Source organism: Pseudomonas sp. LBUM1653 (assembly GCF_059716115.1).
On record NZ_CP166803.1, the window covers coordinates 541,443 to 559,676 of the forward strand.

Sequence of the window (18,234 nt, forward strand, 5' to 3'; positions counted from 1 at the left end):
GCCCTAGACCGTCAAAGCGCTCACGGTGCCCGATGGTCACTGAATGTGGGTAGAATGCGGTTTTTTTCCACCTGCGGGGGTGCGCCTTGCGCGAAATCGTCCTGATAAACATCACGGGAGTCGACCGTCCGGGTCTGACTGCGGCCATTACGGGCGTTCTGGCCCAGGGTGGTGTGAACATTCTCGACATCGGTCAGGCGGTGATCCACGACACCCTGTCGTTCGGCATCCTGGTTGAAATTCCTGATACCGAACAAGGCAAGTCGGTGCTCAAGGACATCCTTTTCAAGGGCTATGAGCTTGATCAACAGGTGCGTTTCACACCGGTGTCCGAAGAGGATTACCAGCAGTGGGTCGGCAACCAGGGCAAAAAACGCCACATTGTGACCTTGCTGACTCGCAAGGTCACCGCCGGGCAATTGCAGGCCGTGAGCTCGATTACCGCCAAATATGGCCTGAACATCGACCACATCGATCGCCTGTCCGGGCGCATGCCTTTGGATACCCCGGCCGATAAAGGCAAGGGTTGCATCGAGTTTTCCGTGCGTGGCGAAGCGGCTGATCCGCAGGCACTGCGGGCCGAATTCCTCAGCGTCGCTCAGGAACTGAACGTCGACATCGCCTTCCAGGAAGATTCGCTGTTCCGGCGTAACCGCCGTCTGGCGGTGTTCGACATGGACTCGACCCTGATCGAAGCCGAAGTCATCGATGAGCTGGCCAAGGCGGCTGGCGTGGGCGACAAGGTTTCGGAAATTACCGAACGGGCGATGGCCGGTGAACTGGACTTCCGCGCCAGCTTCAAAGAGCGCCTGGCGTTGCTCAAAGGGCTGGATGTCGGCGTGCTGGACTCGATCGGTGCCTCGCTGCGCTTGACCGAAGGCGCTGAAACCCTGTTCGCTGAACTCAAGCGCCTGGGTTACAAGACCGCCATTCTGTCGGGCGGCTTCACCTACTTCGCCAAGCAATTGCAGGCCAAGCTGGGCATCGACTACGTGTTCGCCAACGAACTGGAAGTGGTCGACGGCAAGGTGACCGGCGTGGCAATCGAGCCGATTGTCGATGCACAGCGCAAGGCGGATCTGCTCAAAGAACTGGCACACAAGGAAGGCTTGCGTCTGGAGCAGACCATTGCGGTCGGCGACGGTGCCAATGACTTGCCGATGCTGGCGATTGCCGGGTTGGGCGTGGCATTCCGCGCCAAACCGCTGGTCAAGCAGTCGGCGAAACAGGCGATTTCCACCCTTGGGCTGGATGGCGTGCTGTACCTGCTGGGCTTCCGCGATCGCGACGGCCAGCTCTAAAACATTGTGGGAGCGAGCCTGCTCGCGAAGGGGTCATAACATTCAACATCTAAGTTGACTGTTATACCGCCTTCGCGAGCAGGCTCGCTCCCACAATAGAGCTTTGTACAGGTCAGGCTTTTGGTGAGCCCATACCCTGACCCATCTGTACTGGCGAACCAGCGCCCAACTCTTCAGCCCACTTCACCTGATCCGGCCCGAATAGCACGACAGCAGTCGAACCCAGTTTGAAGCGGCCCAGCTCAGCACCTTTTTCCAGGTGGATCGGCGCGCGTGCGGCTTCGTTGTAGCGGAAGGTTTTCAGCTCGCGTTTCGGCGGCGTAACCAGCCCGGCCCACACGGTTTCGATCGATGCCACGATCATCGCGCCCACCAGCACCACGGCCATTGGCCCGCGCTCAGTGTCGAAAATGCATGCCACACGCTCGTTGCGGGCAAACAATTCCGGAACGTTTTCAGCGGTGGTCTGGTTGACCGAGAACAGGCGGCCCGGGATGTAGACCATCTCGCGCAGGGTGCCGGCCAGTGGCATGTGCACGCGGTGGTAATCCTTCGGCGACAGATAAATAGTCGCAAAATCACCGCCCATGAACGGCGCGGCATTCGCCGCATCGCCACCCAACAGTTCCAGCACGCTGAAGCTGTGGCCCTTGGCCTGGAATACACGGCCGTGTTCGATCGGGCCAAGCTGGCTGACTGCGCCGTCGGCCGGGCTGAGGATTGCGCCCGGAGTCTCGTCCAACGGACGGGCACCGTCTTTCAGCGCGCGGGTGAAGAAAGCGTTGAAGTGTTCGTAGGCGGTGAGGTCTTCGACCAGGGCCTCGGACATATTCACCTGGTAACGCTTGGCGAACCACGCGGTGAACGCATTCTTGAACCAGCGCACGCGGCATTCGGCGATGCAGCCGGCCAGTCGCGAGAGCAGGTTGTGGGGCAGCAGGTATTGGCTGACGATAAACAGACGCTTGTTCATTAACTGTCCTTAAAAACCTTAAATCTCTACGGGAGTGTCGGGATGGTTACCCCATTCGCCCCAGGAGCCGGCGTAGCCTTTGACCCGCGGATAACCGAGAGCCTTGGCCACCAGATAGGTGAAGCCAGACCGATGGTGAGTCTGGCAGTGGGTAATCACTTCTTTGTCTTTGCTGATCCCGAGTTGTTCGAGGATCTGCGGCATGTCGGTGCGGATGCGCAGTTGGCGTGACTTATCCATGCCGGCGGTCCATTCGAAATTGACCGCGCCAGGGATGTGGCCGCCCTTGGCCGCCAGGACTTTCTCGCCGGAATACTCCAGCGGCCCGCGTGCATCCCAGATCGCCAGGTCGGCAGCGCCGAGACGGCTTTGCAGGTACTCGCGGGTGGCGGTGGGTTCGTCGTGCAGGGTCAACGCAACCGGGCCACCTGCTGGAGCGGGGACCTGGATTGACATAGGCATGCCTTCTGCCAGCCAGGCCGTCAGGCCGCCATCGAGATAGTGGTATTTACTGTGGCCAATGACATCCAGAAGCCAGATAAACCTCCCGGCCCAACCGCCGCCTTCGTCGTCATAGACGACATAGACGGCATCGGGGTTGTGCCCCAGCTCACCGAACAATGCTTCGAGTGCCGCTTGCGGCGGCATCAGCCCCGGCGCGGGCGCCTGGCCGAGTTGTGTGCGTTTCGGATCGACAAACCGCGCGCCGGGAATATGCCCTTCGGTGTAGCGGGCGTTGCTGGTCAGGTCCACCAGTATCAGTTGGCGGGCGTCGAGGCGAGGGAGCAAGTCGCTCGGCTCGATCACCAGCGGCAAGCCAGAGAAGTCAGACATGTGAGGTCTCCAGGGCACAAAAGGGAGGATTGTAGCGCAGCCTTATTGGCCGCGCTGGCTAAAGCTGTGCAACGCTTTTTCGATGCATTGCGCGGTTTTGCCGAAGGCTTGCACGGTGATGTCCGAGAACGGCCCGCCACCCTGGTCTGCCACGACGATCATGATCACCCGCCCATTGTTGAGCAGCGAACGCAGCAACAGGTGTTCGCCGCTGAACTGGCTGCGCAGGTTGTTGGGCAGCAAGGCGGAAAATTGCGCGTTGTTCAGAGGCGTGAGGCGGACCTGGGCCTGTTGCGCGAGCAGGCGTTGCAGTACGGCACTTTGACTGACGGCAAAGTTCAGGCCGGCCACTTCGTCAGGCAGGCCGGCCGTCTGGTGCACACGCAGATTGGCGTGGATGCGGTCGGCCATCAGGATCATCACCCTGCGCATGCCACAGGCAACCAGCGCGTCGCGGGCAGAGGTGGTCAGGTGGATGGCATTGGTGAAGCGACTCGGCTCGACCAACAACTCGGCGCATTGTTTGCGCCACTTCGCCAGGTCTTCGGCGGTGGGTGCCGGGGCTGGCTGTAAACCGGCATGCACAGGGTTGATGCCCCATGGCCAGATCAGCGCGACAGCGGGATGCCAGAGGTCGGGCATGGCGTGATAACGCGCGCTGTTGGCGGCCTGCTGGTGCAATTGTTGTTGCACTTCGTCCATTGGGATTTGCAGGTAGAGGCTGGTCAGGTACTGCCAGCGCTCACTGTGCGGACTGTTCCAGGCCTGGTGCGCCGAGAGCGCCAGGCCGTTGGCCAACAGCACCGTGTTGGCCGGTTGATTGAGCCAGCGGCGCAGGGTCGGATCATCATCCAGGCGGTTCTGCTGGCGTAGCGGATGCTCGCTGTCACGGGCGATGCGCAGGACTTTCACCAGTTCCCGTTGCTCGGTGAGCAGCAGTCGATAGCCCTGTTGCACCCAGATCGGCAGGTGCCAGAGGTCCACCAGGGCCAGGCCGATTTCCAGCAGGCGAGCGCCAAACAGTTGCTTTTCGACGGTGCGCGCCGATTCGCCTTTATGAATGACCCGCAGCTCCCAGTCTTCGAGCAGGTGCGGATGCGTCAGGGCCAGCGGCCACAGCGGCGACAGAAACAGCAGGCTGCCCCAGTGGATGTCCTGCCACAGGCGCGCCAGGCGGCTGGCAAAAAAACCGTTGGCCTGTTGGCTGGCGTGTTGGCTGATCAACTGCAACTGGCGCAGGGCTTTCGGAATCTCGCCCTGGGGCATGGCGGGCAGTCGCGCGAGCAGCTCCTCGGTGCGCTTCAAGCCGAGGCGATTGATGGCGACCTCAAGGTTTTCCGCCGGCTCGGTCATGCCGCCATGACTGTACCGGTTGGCCTCGCGAATCACGCTCAAGGCCAGGGCCGGACTGTCCTGCATCAAGTCGGCGATCTTGCGCACAGAGCTGCGACTGTCGCGCATGGCCCGGCAGACACGGTCGTGACTGGCCTGCGGAACCGGCAGGCGCACGCCGTCGAGAAGTTTGACCCAGCCTTCGAGCGTGGTCGGTGTTGGCGTCGTGGCGTTTGTTTGTCTAGCCATGTCTGGAGGCGATCATCGTCAACAATACCTATGCCCGGAGGGGGTCAAATTAGCTTTTCGCCTGAACTGGCTATAGTCTGGCGCAGTTTTGCCGATAAGTAGAAGAAGAGATTTTTTAACTTCCGAATATGACCTTGAACCCGACTCAGTAAGTGCTCTCCTACCTATGGCTAAAATAATCGGCATCATCGTCGTATTCGCGAGCGTGCTCGGCGGATACGTGCTCTCCCATGGCAAGATTGCCGCCCTGATCCAGCCTTTCGAGGTCATGATCATCGGTGGTGCGGCCCTCGGTGCATTCCTGCAGGCCAACCCCGGTTACATGACCATGCACGTGCTCAAGAAGTCCCTGAGCATGTTCGGTTCGCGTTTCAGCCATGCCTTCTATCTTGAAGTGCTGGGCCTGATCTACGAGATTCTCAACAAGAGCCGCCGCGAAGGCATGATGGCCATCGAAGCGGATATCGAAGATGCCGCTGCGAGCCCGATCTTCGCCAAGTACCCGACGGTCCTCAAGGATGAGCGCATGACCGCGTTCATCTGTGATTACCTGCGCATCATGTCCTCCGGCAACATGGCGCCCCATGAGCTTGAGGGCCTGTTCGACATGGAGCTCTACAGCCTCAAGGAAGACCTGGAGCACCCGTCCCACGCGGTGAACGGTATCGCCGACGCCATGCCCGGTTTCGGTATCGTCGCGGCGGTTCTGGGTATCGTGGTGACCATGGCCTCGCTGGGTGAGGGCGACCAGAAGTCCATCGGCCTGCACGTCGGTGCGGCACTGGTCGGTACCTTCTTCGGTATTCTCGCTGCCTACGGTTTCTTCGGCCCACTGGCGCATTCCCTGGCCCACGATGCCAAGGAAGAACTGAACGTCTACGAAGCCATCAAGGCCTCGCTGGTGGCTTCTGCTTCCGGCATGCCGCCGTCGCTGGCCGTGGAGTTCGGGCGCAAGGTTCTGTACCCGGCGCACCGTCCTAGCTTCGCTGAGCTGGAACAAGCGGTTCGTGGTCGTTAAGCCATGGAAAACAACCAGCCGATTATTATCAAGCGCGTCAAGCGCATTGCCGGCGGGCATCACGGGGGCGCCTGGAAAATCGCCTTCGCCGACTTTGCCACAGCGATGATGGCGTTCTTCCTGGTGTTGTGGCTGTTGTCCACCGCCACCCCGGAACAGAAGATCGCCATCGCCGGTTACTTCAAGGACCCGATCGGCTTTTCCGAAAGTGGCACGCCGTACATCATCGATCTGGGCGGCACGCCGACCATGGCGCCGGAAAACACCCTCAACCCCGAGATGAAGACCCAGCCGCAGCCGGACAAGGTGACGGTCGACGTCGAACAGGTCGAAGGCATGGCCGAGATGGTGGAGAAGGAGCGCCTGGAACTGCTGCTGCAAGAGCTGCAGAACAAGGTCGAAGAGAACCCGCAACTGCAGAAATTCAAAGACCAGATCCTGTTCGAGATCACCCCGGACGGTTTGCGTATCCAGATCGTGGACGCCGAGAACCGGCCGATGTTCGACTCAGGCTCAGCCCGCCTGAAACCGTATTTCGAAGACATCCTGCTGGCCATGGCCGATACCATCAAGGCAGTGCCGAACAAGATCAGCATCAGCGGCCATACCGATGCCAAGCCGTACACCGGCACCGGTGAGTTCGGTAACTGGGAGCTTTCGGCCAACCGTGCCAACGCCGCGCGCCGTGCGCTGGTGGCAGGCAGTTATCCCGACTCGCAAGTGGCGCGCGTGGTCGGTTATGCCTCGTCGGCCCTGTTCGATCGCGAGCATCCGTTCAACCCGGTTAACCGTCGTATCGACATTATCGTGCTGACCAAGAAAGCCCAGCGTGCTATCGAAGGTTCGCAAGGTGCGGAGCCTACGCCCGATGCACCGCAAGGTTCGGCCGCTCCGGGAGCCGCTCCGGTTGCACGGGACGACCCGAACGCGTTGCCAGCGGACAAGGAGCCGATGCCGGCTCACGAACTGCGTGAGCGGTTGAACCTGTTTGATGACCCGGCACCGAAACCGGGTGAATCGCCGAAGCAGTAACCTATGAAAAAGCCGACAGTGATGTCGGTTTTTTTCTGTGGCTTTCACTGGTTTGGAGGCCACTTCATTTCAGTAGGAGCCGGCTTGCTGGCGATGGCGGCCTCATGGCCGACAAATCGCTCGCGGATGTACCCGATCTACTGTGGGAGCGAGCCTGCTCGCGAAGGCGGCCTGACAGCTGACCTGGATTTTGTTGACGGAGTACATATCCATTCCTGCGGTAACGGCCACTTAGGGTTTCGCCCTTACGGCGAGTCACTTGGAAGAGCCCCAAGTAACCAAGGGCTCTTGCCCCTGGCGTTCGGCCCCTCGCTGAGGCTCGGGGTACCCTCGCTCCGGTCCTGCTCCGTGGGCCCGCCGCGATGGGCCATCCATGGCCCAGCGCGGCTAAACCGGCATCCATGCCGGTTTACCCACTGCGCAGAACCTCCACTCGGCCTCTCGAGGGGGCAAGAAAATCAAAAACCAAGGCAACAGCAAAAGCGAGGCGGCCTGATAGCCGACCTGGCTGTGGATGCGTGCGCTTGATCTGATCGTTCCCACGCTCTGCGTGGGAACGCCGCCAGAGACGCTCCGCGTTCCGCATGCGACGCATGACGTGAGCCGTGCGCAACGGTGACGCGGAGCGTCACAGGATGCATTCCCACGCAGAGCGTGGGAACGATCAACGACAGGGATGCGTGTTCACTTGAAATCAGGCCGGCTGTCAGGCCGCCTCGCTTTGGCTTTAGATTTGGGCGCCCTGTTAAACCACGCTGGCCGAACGCAGGCATTGCGCAGTGGGGAAACCGGCAGGACGCCGGTTTAGCCGCGCTGGGCCATGGATGGCCCATCGCGGCGACCCACGGAGTAATGCCGGAGTGAGGGCATGCCGAGCCACAGCGAGGCACCGAGTGGTGGGGCAGAGCCTTTTGCTTACTTTTCGCTGGGCCGGCATTCCGGCGTTTGGAAAAGTGAGTCGCCGTAAGGGCCACCCCTTTCAAGGTCTTTGTTAAAATCCTCCAAAAACTCCGGTCAGGAAGACGAGACGATGTGGGCAGAGGTTTTAGCGCGGTTCGAGAAAAAAACACCGGCCAGTGTCATGGCCAAATTGGTGTTGGAGCAGGCCATTCCAGCTGAGTGGGTCGATCAGGTGTTCGAAGAACACCGTCAACGGCAGTACCCGCGCGAGCTTTTGTTTTCGACCATCGTTGAGCTGATGTCCCTTGTTTCACTGGGGTTGCGCCCTTCGCTGCATGCCGCCGCACGGCAGATGGATGATCTGCCCGTCAGCTTGGCGGCGCTTTACGACAAGGTCAGCCGCACAGAGCCCGCGCTGCTGCGCGCCTTGGTGAGCGGCAGTGCGCAGCGCCTGACGCCGACGATTGAGGAGTTGGGCTGTTCTGCCATTTTGCCCGGCTGGCAACTGCGGGTCGTTGACGGTAACCACCTGCCTGCCAGTGAAAAACGTCTGGATGCTTTGCGCCGTGAACGAGGTGCCGCGCGGCCTGGTTTTTCGGTCGTGGTTTACGACCCTGATCTGGACCAGGTCGTCGACCTCCAGCCCTGTGAAGATGCTTATGCCAGTGAGCGTGTCGGTGTGCTGCCGTTGCTGGAAAACGCCCGTGCCGGCCAGTTGTGGATGGCCGATCGACTCTACTGCACGCTCCCGGTCATGGAGGCCTGTGAAGACGCCGGGGCTGCCTTCATTGTTCGTGAGCCGAGTAAACATCCGCGCCTGTTTCAGGAAGGCGACTGGCAGGAACCTGTCGCGGTCGCGACCGGAAGCGTGCGTGAGCAAATCATCGAAGTGAAAGGTGGACGTCAGTGGCGGCGTGTCGAGCTGAATCTGCAAAAAGCTACCGAATCAGGCGACACCACGTTGTTGTTCTGGAGCAACTTGCCCGAGACCATCAGCGCTGAGCAAATCGCCGATTTGTACCGTCGTCGCTGGAGTATCGAAGGGATGTTCCAGCGCCTGGAGTCGGTGCTGGACAGTGAACTCGGAACCTTGGGCAACCCCAAGGCGGCCCTGCTCGGGTTTGCTTCGGCGGTGTTGGCCTACAACGTGTTGTCAGTGCTTAAGCGCAGCGTTGAGCAGGCTCATCGCCAAACGCAGCCAGAGGGATGGGAGGCTTCGATCTTCCACCTGACCGTGCAAGTGCGTAGCGGTTATGAGGGCATGCAGATCGCGTTGCCTGCAGATTACTTATCACTTCAATCGAGCTCAGAAACTACGGCACAGCGCCTGTTGGCGCTGGCCAGGAATATCAAGCCCAAACAGGTCGCCAAAAGCACACGCGGGCCCAAGGTGCCCAAGCCCAAGGAGTGGCTTGAAGGTAAGGCAGTGCATGCCCATGTGTCGACGGATCGGGTGCTCAAGGCCGCAAAAGTCAAAAGACCTTGAAAGGGATGGCCGTAAGGGCGAAACCATAAGTGGCCGTTACCGCAGCAATGGATATGTACTCAGACAATAATCTCCCACAGGCTTTGACGCGGCATGGATCAACGTTGGTAGAGGCGCCGATGGAGGTAGTCACAGGTTGACGGACAGGCTCAGGGCGTGAGGTGGCAAGAAAATCAAAAGCCAAAGCAACAGCAAAAGCGAGGCGGCCTACCGGCCAGCCTGATCGGGAGCCGTACGCATTTCCCCCTGTCGGAGCCGGCTTGCTGGCGATGAACGATCACGCGGATTGACCGGTTAACCGCGGTGGATCGCCAGCAAGCCGGCTCCTACAGATGTTGGGTAAGAGAAACCCCAATCGGTCAAGAGGACCGCTTGGGGGGCGAAGTGACGTCAGAAACCGCGAATGATTCTGGACTTCAAATCAGTGTGGAATCGATCGGCGTTAGTCCTGTTGACGCTACGCACTGACTCGCTACCCGTCACCGACTCCAGTGACATCGAACGCTTGAGCGTAGATTCGTTGCGATAAGCATCAATAAAGAACTCAATATCTCTGTCGCTGGTCAGCTTCGGCCATTTGTCCAGGTACAGCGGCAGCTCTGTCGGGCCTGTCTTGAACGAGCAGATACGCCGATTGGTGATAGTCGCCTCGCCGATTTCGAACGGCACCCACCAGGACAGCGCGGTTTTCTCCGACACTACCGCCAGCAGGTGCGTGCATTCGCTGATGTTGCGGGTGATCACACCGGTGATGTCATCGGTGGTCTGGGATTCGGCATCCAGCACGTCGAGGTAGGTCTTGATATTGGCTTGCATCAGGCGCGTGTTGATGTGGATCGCGTGGGCGCGATCCATGTGGCGGTAGCTGATAAACACTGGCATCAGAAATGTCCCTTGATCGCGAGTTCGCGGTAATAGGCGCCGAGGGCAGTGAGGCGGCAGCCGGTGGAGTGGATGGCGGCGTAGTACATGTGTTCGGCGTCCACCGGTTCGATGAGACTGTGGCGGTTGCACTTTTGCAGCTGGGCGAAGACCTCACCCTGTTCCGGGTTGAACTCGGGTTCGGTGGGCTCAAAGCTGGGGGCGAGGGGGTACACCGACTCCGCTTCGGCAAACCATTCGGGGAGTTTGCGCAAGATTTCCTTGGGGATCAACGGTGACACTTCGCGCAGGGAAATGAACTGCGAGACGTTGGTCTTGAACACCGGACGCTGCTCCCAGGCATCGAGCGCGTTGTCGACAAACGAATAGAGGCTGCCGGGGGTGATCTTGCCCAGGATGTTCGCTGCTCCACCGTGCAGGGCCTGGAGCAACAATCCGGTGAACACACCGTGCTGTGCGCCCTCCATCGCCGGCTCCTCCTTTTTGCAGGCGGTCAGAATGGTCATGCCTTCGCCAACCACGCTGCCTTCACTGCGCAGGGCACGCAGTTCGCCGGCCGAGCCGCTTTGGCAACAATCGAGAATGATCACTTTGTTTTTGATCTTCGTGGCCTTGCTCGCCCAGTTCAGTATGTCACTGAGGCGAATCCCGTCCTTGGCGCTCTTGTAATCCTGCGGGATCAACATGCCTTCGTCGGTGTCGGTGTCGAAGCTGCCGTGGCCGGCGAAATACAGCAGTGCGACATTGCAGTCCCCGGAAAACAGCTCGCGGATCTGGTCTTCGAGTTTTTCCCGGCTCAGGTAGTCCTCGGCGGATGTCAGTACGATGTTCTTGAAGTTCGGATCGCCATTGGCGTCGGTCTTCAGTACGGAGGCCATGGCCATGGCGTCATTGCTGCAGCCCCTCAGGCTCGACACATGGGTGTAGTCGTTGATGCCGATAAACAGTCCCTTGCGCATGGTTACACCGCCGTATGCTGGCGAATCGCGGTGATGATGCTATTGGTGTTCCACGCGCATTCGGCATGCGCCGCGTCACGTACCACCGTGGAAATGCGCTCGGCACCGAACGGCTTGATCGCAATGATCACCTTGCCCATGCGCTTGGCGATCTCGATTTCCTTGTTGATCCACTTGCTGTAGGTGGCATACATCCCGGCCATGATCAGTACCGCCGAACACGGGCGGATCATGTTTTCGATGGCCTCCTCAAGTTGTTTGTCGGTTTGCGCGCCGACGATCGGGTTGTCCGGTGGCACCGAAAAATTCTTGAACATGAAATCCGGCTTGGCGTTGAGCAGGCGCACGAGACCGTCGTGGGCGTCGGAGTAGTTCCACGAGTGGCTGATGAACAGATGGTAGGTTTGCATGGGTGTCCCTCGGTGTCGCAGGAGTGCGAAGAGGGCTTGAACTTAGGCGATTGCAGGGCGGCCACAAGGGGACGGCGCGGAAAGAGAAATGTCCTACAATCGCGCGTGCATGCGCCTTACAGAAAGGTCTGACGTTTAAGTGGGGGCGGGATCCAGCCGCCGACCACCCCGCTGAAGTCAGGGCGGTCGGCACGTCTGTTTAGTAGCCGTTTTCCGGCAAACTGGCGATGATCGAGCGGTAGCTGTTCATCCGTTGCTGTTGCACGCGGCCGTCTTCCAGGGCCTTGAGCAGGGCGCAACCGGGTTCGCGGTCGTGCTTGCAGTCGCGGAAGCGGCAGGTGCCGAGCAGGTCGTTGAACTCGATGAAACCGGCCTCGACGTCGGCACGGCTGACGTGGCCCAGGCCGAACTCGCGGATGCCCGGGGAGTCGATCAGCTCACCGCCACCGGGGAAGTGGAACAGGCGCGCGGTGGTCGTGGTATGGGTGCCCTGGCCGGACAACTCGGACAGCGGGCCGACGCGGGTTTCGACTTCCGGCAGCAGGCTGTTGACCAGCGACGACTTGCCAACGCCGGACTGGCCGACGAACACGCTGATGCGCCCGTCCAGTTGTTTTTGAAGTTGTTCCATGCCATTGCCGTGGTGGGCCGACACTTCCAGCACGGGATAACCCAGGGTGCGGTAAACCGCGAGCAAGGCATTCAGCGCCGGGGCGTTGTGCTCGTCGATCAGGTCGAACTTGTTCAGCAACAGCAGCGGCTTGATGCCTGCGTGTTCGGCGGCTACGAGGTAGCGGTCGATCAGGTTGGCATGGGGCTCAGGCAGCGGCGCGAACACGATGACAATCATGTCGACGTTCGCCGCTACAGGTTTGAGCTGACCACGGCTGTCCGGGCGACAGAGTTCGGTGTTGCGTGGCAATTGCGCCACGATGACGCCGATACCCTGGTTGCCGGCACGCCAGACCACCTGGTCGCCGGTCACCAGTGCGGGCAGGTTGGCACGCAGGTGGCAACGGAATACTTGGCCGGCCAGCGCGCCATCGCGGGCTTCGACTTCGACCTGCACACCGAAGTGCGCGATCACCAGGCCGGTCTGTTCCGGGCCCAGGTCGCCACCTTCGAGTGCCTCGACAGCCGAGGACTCGCGTTTGGCGGCGCGGGCAGCGCGTTCGCCCTGAATCTTTTCGATGCGCCAGTTTTGACGACGATTGAGTTGGCGTTTGGCCATGGGTGTTCCGTATCAAGAATGCAGCGATTAGGTAAAACGGCCGCGAGTTTAGCACGCCCGGCCACCGGCCTAGGCTAAACTGCACAGCATTGCTTAGGAGCCGACACATGCAAAACCCGCAGAACCTGATCTGGATCGACCTGGAAATGACCGGTCTGAACCCGGATACCGATGTCATCATCGAAATGGCCACCATTGTCACCGACAGCGACCTGAATACCCTGGCCGAAGGTCCGGTGATCGCCATCCACCACAGCGACGAAATCCTGGCCGGCATGGACGAATGGAACACTCGTCAACATGGCGGTTCGGGTTTGACCCAGCGCGTGCGCGAAAGCCGCATCAGCATGGCTGAGGCCGAAGTCGAAACCATCGCGTTCCTGGAGAAGTGGGTGCCCAAGGGCAAGTCGCCGATCTGTGGCAATAGCATCTGCCAGGATCGTCGCTTTCTTTATACGCACATGAAGTCCCTGGAAAGCTATTTCCATTACCGCAACCTCGACGTTTCGACCCTCAAGGAACTGGCCGCTCGCTGGGCGCCGGACGTACGCGACAGCTTCAAGAAGGGCAGTACGCACCTGGCGCTGGACGACATCCGCGAATCCATCGCCGAGCTGCAGCACTATCGCCAGCATTTCATCAAGGTCTGATCGGGTAGCGTAAACGCTGACACATTTGCCCTCTTTTGGTGCTTCAGCGAAGTGAGTAGACTGCGCGCCTTTTCGCAAGGACCGCCACCATGTTGCTGATGCTCTACCTGATCGCCATCACCGCCGAAGCCATGACCGGCGCACTGTCTGCCGGCCGTCGCGGCATGGACTGGTTTGGCGTGGTGCTGATCGCCTGCATTACGGCGTTGGGCGGCGGTTCGGTGCGCGACGTGCTGCTGGGCCACTACCCGCTGACGTGGGTCAAACACCCGGAATATCTGGTGCTGACCTCGGTTGCGGCCATGGTCACGGTCTTCACGGCACGCTGGATGCGCCACCTGCGCTCGCTGTTTCTGGTGCTCGATGCCGTGGGTTTGGTGGCGTTCACCCTGATTGGCTGCATGACCGCGCTGGAAATGGGCCACGGCATGCTGGTGGCTTCGGTCAGTGGCGTGATCACCGGAGTGTTCGGCGGCATCCTGCGCGACATCTTCTGCAACGACATCCCGCTGATCTTCCGTCGCGAGCTCTACGCAAGTGTCTCGTTCGCGGCGGCGTGGTGCTACATGCTGTGCATCTATCTGCAACTACCAGGCGAACAGGCAATTCTGATCACGCTGTTTGGCGGCTTCCTGCTGCGGTTGCTGGCGATTCGATTCCACTGGGAAATGCCGAAGTTTGTTTATAACGATCAGCAATGAGTGGCGTTGCTTGAACCCGTCAGTACCGGCACGAATGACCGATAGAGTTGCGGTATATATGTAGCGTTTGTCAGGTGAGTAATTAAATAAGCTGTGGTTTTCCACTGTTTGAAAAGGTTACTTGCATGTCTGATTCAAACTCGAAAAACGCGCAACCCGACGCGCATCAAACGTTCATAATAAAGTCGGTTCCCGACTGGTTGATTCATGCACCTGTCGAAAGACGCCAGGCATTGAAAGACGCCGGGGTTATATTTCCTGACTGGTACCGCTCGGCATCCGCCGCCAGTCATGAGGCCTTGAAGCAGGCGACTCAACGTAGCTGGGTTTCGCAAACCCAGGTGGACCGCCTGCTTGAAGACCTTGCCGACGTTCGCGCATTTGCCGAGCCGTTGCTGACTCAGGCCTTGAAAAGTCAGTTCGGGCTTGAACTGGATGTCAGGAAAACGTACCTGCGACTCTACGTTCCCAAAGATTTTCCCGTGCGCTATGAAGTAACAACGATTCCGCTTCTGGATGCCGCGCTGCATAACTTCGAAATGAAGGAAACGCAGGCGCGTTACTTTGACAGTGCTTCCTGTTTTATCACTGAACCCGGTGCAACCGGACAGTTCGATATCCTGCCGATTAAAAGTCGCTTGTCTGTGCAGGCATTTGCCTCGTTGTGCCGAAGACTGGATATCGGAGGGCGTTACAAACAGCAACTTGAAGAGCGTTTACTGCCGAAGGACGCTGCGGCCAAGGCGATGCTGGCGCACCAGGTCATCGCCAGTCAGCAGGATCGATTCAGGGTGTCGACACTCCTGGCTCGAATGAAAGGTGACATTCGGCAAGCTGAACAGACACTGTTGCTAAACCTGCTCACAGAGCAAAAAACACCGATGCCTGGGGCAAAAGCGCTGCGTTTGTATCAGTTGAGCATCCTGGGAGCGACGTTGACCGGCATCGTGCTGTTCTCGGCGGATCCGGAGCATTCTCGCGAAGTCGAACAGGTGATTGCCTACATCCCTGATGACCCTGAGCATCCGCTTAAAACCTATGCCTCCAGCCGCGAATTCGTGGACGAACTGACCCGCCAATTGCGCTCTATCGATTACCAGCGTTTTTTTGCCCGATTTGTCGCTCACGACCAGCGAGGTGTCTTTTTCGCCACGCTGCTCAATCTGCTCAACGCCGTGCGTTGGCACCCCGTGCAACCCGGCGACCTGCGTCCTGCCTGGCGCGCAGACCCCGATGCGCGTCCCAACCTCAGGATGCATACACAGCGTGTGGATCCGGATCTGTGGACGTGGTCATATCAATCCAGGCTGAACCAGATCCTCAATGACGCGCGCGTCATGGCCGTGTCTACCGCGGACGAGGACCGCAAGTCGCGTTGGGAGCAATGGGACAGCCTGCAAAAGGTCGCCACCGTCGTAACGGAGGTCGCGGCGCTGGTGGCGATCCCGTTCGTGCCGTTTCTGGGCGAACTGATGTTGGCCTATACCGTGTATCAACTGCTGGACGACACGTTTACCGGCATCCTCGATTGGGCCGAAGGGCAGTTGATCGAAGCGTCGGCGCATTTGCTGTCCCTTGCTGAAACGGTTGCCCAGTTGGGCGCGTTTGCCGTGGGCGGTCTGGTCGCTGGCAAACTGCTCTCCGTTGAGTCCGGAGCCTTCGTCAAAAGTCTGAAAATCGTTGATATCGGCGCGGGCCGGCAACGATTGTGGAATACCGATCTGAGTGTTTATGAGCGTGCGCTGCGCTTGCCGGCCGACTCCCGGGCTGACGAGCTCGGTTTGCATCGGCATCAGGGCGCGAGAGTGCTGCTTCTGGATGAAAAAGCCTATGAAGTTGTGCCCGAGACTGATGGGGATGTCTATCGCATTCGCCACCCGCAAAGGCCGGATGCCTACAAACCTCAGCTTACTCACAATGGCGCAGGAGCATGGGCGCATGAGGTTGAACGCCCCATGGAGTGGCGACGCGCGCAACTGTTCCGACGCCTGGGGCATTCAGTGGCCGAGTTCTCCGATGTCACGGCTGGACGCATTATGGCGGTGAGCGGCATCGATGAGGCGGTGCTGCGCGACCTGCACGTTCATGCCCGGCGCCCGCCGGCCTTGCTCGAAGACACCATCAGGCGATTCAAGCTCGATCAGCAGATACAGGCGTTCATCGCGTACATGCAAAGCGCCGATCCGCTGGTGTACATAAAGGCCGATCCGCAAATACAGGCGCAACTGCTGCGGGCTCAGGGCATCAGCGTGCAGGAAAGCCAGCTACGCAGCGGCAATCTCGTTCAAGGCATGGTTGAAACACTTGAGGATGCGCAGCTTAAAAACCTTCTGGGTGCAAGCCCGGCGTTTGGCGATTCATTACCAGGGATCGATGTGCGGGCCGCCCGGTTACGCCTCAGAATCGCGGGTTGGGCTCAGGAAAGTCGCGCCAGCTTGTTCAAGGCAAGTGAAGGCGTCTTTGAACTGAGCAGCGATGAAAACATCCGGCAGATGCGTCGAATCTTTCCTGATCTGCCTAAAACCATCGCTGAAGAATTATGGCGCAATACAGGGGCTGCCGATCGTCTGCACATGCAACACAACCCGGGAGTCACCCGGCGAATGGCGCACGAAGCGCTGTTCTATCTGCGAGAGGTACGTGTCAGCAGGGCGTGCGAAGGGCTTTATCTGGAGGCGAGCACCCATCCGGATACCGACAGGTTGGCGCTGCATATGCTCGAAAACCTGAACGGCTGGTCGCGAGATGTGCGCATCGAAGTGCGTGACGGCGACTTTGGCGGCGCATTGCTGGACAGTATCGGTCGCCCCGATGCCACGATTCGCAAGGTCCTGGTCAGGCAGAATGGCCAGTACCAGGCGTTTGATAGCTTCGGCGAGGAGTTGCACACACTCGACGATCTCTATGGCGCCGTCCAGCACGCCCTTCCCGATGCCCAACGCCAGGCGTTGGGTTTGCCCCATGTCGGGCAAGGCGCGGGGCTCCGGGAGGCGATCAGGCAACAAACGCTGATGCCCCGCTCGCAAGCCAGGGTGTTGCTGGGACAGCCGCCTTTGGAGGCGGATGCTCGTTCGCCCATGGGGCTTGCCGTGGGGCGTTCCGGCTATCTGTTGGGCGGTGGCGATTTTGTACCGGAGCCGGCGCGTTCCGTAGAGCAACGGCTTCAAGCGCTTTACCCGACGCTCTCCGAGGAGGAAATGGCGACGTTGCGCAGCGAACGATTGATCGGGGAACCGGTGTTGGCCGTTGCCCGTCTGGAGAATGAGTACGTGACGTTGGTCAATGAGTTGGAGGTGTGGGTCAAAGAGGTGCCCTCCCACCATCCACTGACAGGTGTGTTATTGGATGCCAGGACCGTTGCGCAACAACGTCTCAAAAGACAGGCTTTCATGGAGGAACTCAAAGCCAGCTGGTCTCGCCGCCAGACGCCGGCCAGCCCTTATCAGCCTCACCATTTTTATTTGTATCTCGACATCATGGGGGAGTTGCCCGAACTGACGGCCGACTTTGGACACGTGACTGAGTTGGTGCTGGGCAGCCGCACTCAACCTTTACGGGGGCATGGCTTTTTCAGAAGTTTTAGCGCAATGCAGTTTCTCACGTTGGAGGGCATTCAGCTGGATAGTTTCCCTTCAGAGATTTATCAGATGCGCGACCTGGTCTCGCTGACGCTCAACGATTGCGCTCTGCGGCTTTCCGATGCCACGGCCGAAGGCTTGTCTCGAATAGAAGGGCTGCAGCTATTGAGTTTGAATGACAATCCATTGGGGTTGAGCCCGCACGTGGGTTTCATGAAAGGCATGCGTGATTTGTATCTGCATAACACCGGTTTGACTGAAGTGCCGCCCGGACTGTTTGAACTTGAATATTTATCGAGAGCCGATCTGACACTTAATAAAATAGTCGAAGTGCCAGAGGATATTTTTGATGTGTCCGTGACTCGCACGGTTGATTTTGACTTTAGAGGTAACCCGTTAAGTCCGGAAAGTCTTCTTCGAATACGCCAGTATCTGAATAATGCGGGCTTGGATCTAAAAGTATCAATTAGACGGGATGGGCTTCCGGAAGTTGAAGAGAGTGATGATGATATTGAAAGTGCTTCCACAGACAGTGCTCTAGGTAGCGACGAAGAAAACGATGGAGAATAGTCCGGTTTTTGACGCTTGCTACATATGTTGAATCTTTTTCTGTGTACAACTTTATAGGTCGATATTGTAGTTTTCTCGTGCCAAAGGTTAACCTTGATTCTGGAAGGGTTCACCAGCGTTGCGAAAAC

At 59.2% G+C, this 18,234-nt stretch carries 14 protein-coding genes; 7 read left to right on the plus strand and 7 right to left on the minus strand.

Annotated features, from left to right (window positions below; translation table 11 throughout):
• The first annotated feature begins 86 nt into the window (after positions 1 to 86).
• A complete protein-coding gene (gene serB / locus ACA054_RS02445) occupies positions 87 to 1,301 on the plus strand; it encodes a phosphoserine phosphatase SerB (RefSeq protein ID WP_034148725.1) in 1,215 nt (404 codons plus the stop codon).
• Positions 1,302 to 1,413: 112 nt separating this feature from the next.
• Here the strand turns inward: serB and asd are convergent, their stop codons facing one another.
• The 3 genes from asd to ACA054_RS02460 are packed head-to-tail and all read right to left on the minus strand — an operon-like array spanning position 1,414 to position 4,689.
• Positions 1,414 to 2,274: an archaetidylserine decarboxylase gene (gene asd / locus ACA054_RS02450; RefSeq protein WP_497688031.1), complete on the minus strand. Its 861-nt coding sequence runs from the start codon at positions 2,272 to 2,274 to the stop codon at positions 1,414 to 1,416.
• Positions 2,275 to 2,292: 18 nt separating this feature from the next.
• Positions 2,293 to 3,108 carry a rhodanese-like domain-containing protein gene (locus ACA054_RS02455; protein ID WP_497688032.1) on the minus strand — a complete coding sequence of 272 codons (816 nt, stop codon included), beginning with the start codon at positions 3,106 to 3,108 and terminating at the stop codon, positions 2,293 to 2,295.
• A gap of 42 nt (positions 3,109 to 3,150) precedes the next feature.
• Positions 3,151 to 4,689, minus strand: coding sequence for an HDOD domain-containing protein (locus ACA054_RS02460; protein ID WP_497688033.1), 1,539 nt, complete (start codon positions 4,687 to 4,689; stop codon positions 3,151 to 3,153).
• 166 nt (positions 4,690 to 4,855) lie between these two features.
• Here ACA054_RS02460 and motA point away from each other — a divergent pair, with 166 nt between their 5' ends.
• The 3 genes from motA (at position 4,856) to ACA054_RS02475 (ending at position 9,125) form a co-directional block, all read left to right on the plus strand.
• The gene (gene motA / locus ACA054_RS02465) at positions 4,856 to 5,707 is read left to right on the plus strand and encodes a flagellar motor stator protein MotA (protein ID WP_008063575.1); all 852 of its coding nucleotides are present in this window, start codon (positions 4,856 to 4,858) and stop codon (positions 5,705 to 5,707) included.
• Between the two features lie 3 nt (positions 5,708 to 5,710).
• Positions 5,711 to 6,739, plus strand: a complete 1,029-nt coding sequence (gene motB, locus ACA054_RS02470) for a flagellar motor protein MotB (protein WP_497688034.1) — start codon at positions 5,711 to 5,713, stop codon at positions 6,737 to 6,739.
• A 1,081-nt stretch (positions 6,740 to 7,820) separates the two neighbouring features.
• Positions 7,821 to 9,125: an IS4 family transposase gene (locus ACA054_RS02475; RefSeq protein ID WP_497690236.1), complete on the plus strand. Its 1,305-nt coding sequence runs from the start codon at positions 7,821 to 7,823 to the stop codon at positions 9,123 to 9,125.
• A 390-nt stretch (positions 9,126 to 9,515) separates the two neighbouring features.
• Here the strand turns inward: ACA054_RS02475 and ACA054_RS02480 are convergent, their stop codons facing one another.
• The 4 genes from ACA054_RS02480 to rsgA all read right to left on the minus strand — a co-directional run bounded on the left by ACA054_RS02480 (position 9,516) and on the right by rsgA (position 12,607).
• The gene (locus ACA054_RS02480) at positions 9,516 to 10,007 is read right to left on the minus strand and encodes a toll/interleukin-1 receptor domain-containing protein (RefSeq protein WP_497688035.1); all 492 of its coding nucleotides are present in this window, start codon (positions 10,005 to 10,007) and stop codon (positions 9,516 to 9,518) included.
• Positions 10,007 to 10,966, minus strand: a complete 960-nt coding sequence (locus ACA054_RS02485) for a caspase family protein (protein ID WP_497688036.1) — start codon at positions 10,964 to 10,966, stop codon at positions 10,007 to 10,009. Before ACA054_RS02485 ends, ACA054_RS02480 begins: the two co-directional genes overlap by 1 nt.
• A gap of 2 nt (positions 10,967 to 10,968) precedes the next feature.
• Positions 10,969 to 11,376, minus strand: a complete 408-nt coding sequence (locus ACA054_RS02490) for a TIR domain-containing protein (RefSeq protein ID WP_497688037.1) — start codon at positions 11,374 to 11,376, stop codon at positions 10,969 to 10,971.
• Between the two features lie 199 nt (positions 11,377 to 11,575).
• Positions 11,576 to 12,607 (minus strand): small ribosomal subunit biogenesis GTPase RsgA, encoded by a 1,032-nt coding sequence (rsgA, locus tag ACA054_RS02495; protein ID WP_497688038.1) that lies wholly within the window; start codon positions 12,605 to 12,607, stop codon positions 11,576 to 11,578.
• A 107-nt stretch (positions 12,608 to 12,714) separates the two neighbouring features.
• Here rsgA and orn point away from each other — a divergent pair, with 107 nt between their 5' ends.
• The 3 genes from orn to ACA054_RS02510 all read left to right on the plus strand — a co-directional run bounded on the left by orn (position 12,715) and on the right by ACA054_RS02510 (position 18,106).
• Positions 12,715 to 13,257 (plus strand): oligoribonuclease, encoded by a 543-nt coding sequence (gene orn / locus ACA054_RS02500; protein WP_497688039.1) that lies wholly within the window; start codon positions 12,715 to 12,717, stop codon positions 13,255 to 13,257.
• Between the two features lie 89 nt (positions 13,258 to 13,346).
• Positions 13,347 to 13,958 carry a trimeric intracellular cation channel family protein gene (locus tag ACA054_RS02505; RefSeq protein WP_497688040.1) on the plus strand — a complete coding sequence of 204 codons (612 nt, stop codon included), beginning with the start codon at positions 13,347 to 13,349 and terminating at the stop codon, positions 13,956 to 13,958.
• A gap of 125 nt (positions 13,959 to 14,083) precedes the next feature.
• Complete coding sequence (locus tag ACA054_RS02510) at positions 14,084 to 18,106, plus strand: dermonecrotic toxin domain-containing protein (RefSeq protein WP_497688041.1); 4,023 nt, start codon at positions 14,084 to 14,086, stop codon at positions 18,104 to 18,106.
• The last annotated feature ends 128 nt before the right edge of the window (positions 18,107 to 18,234 follow it).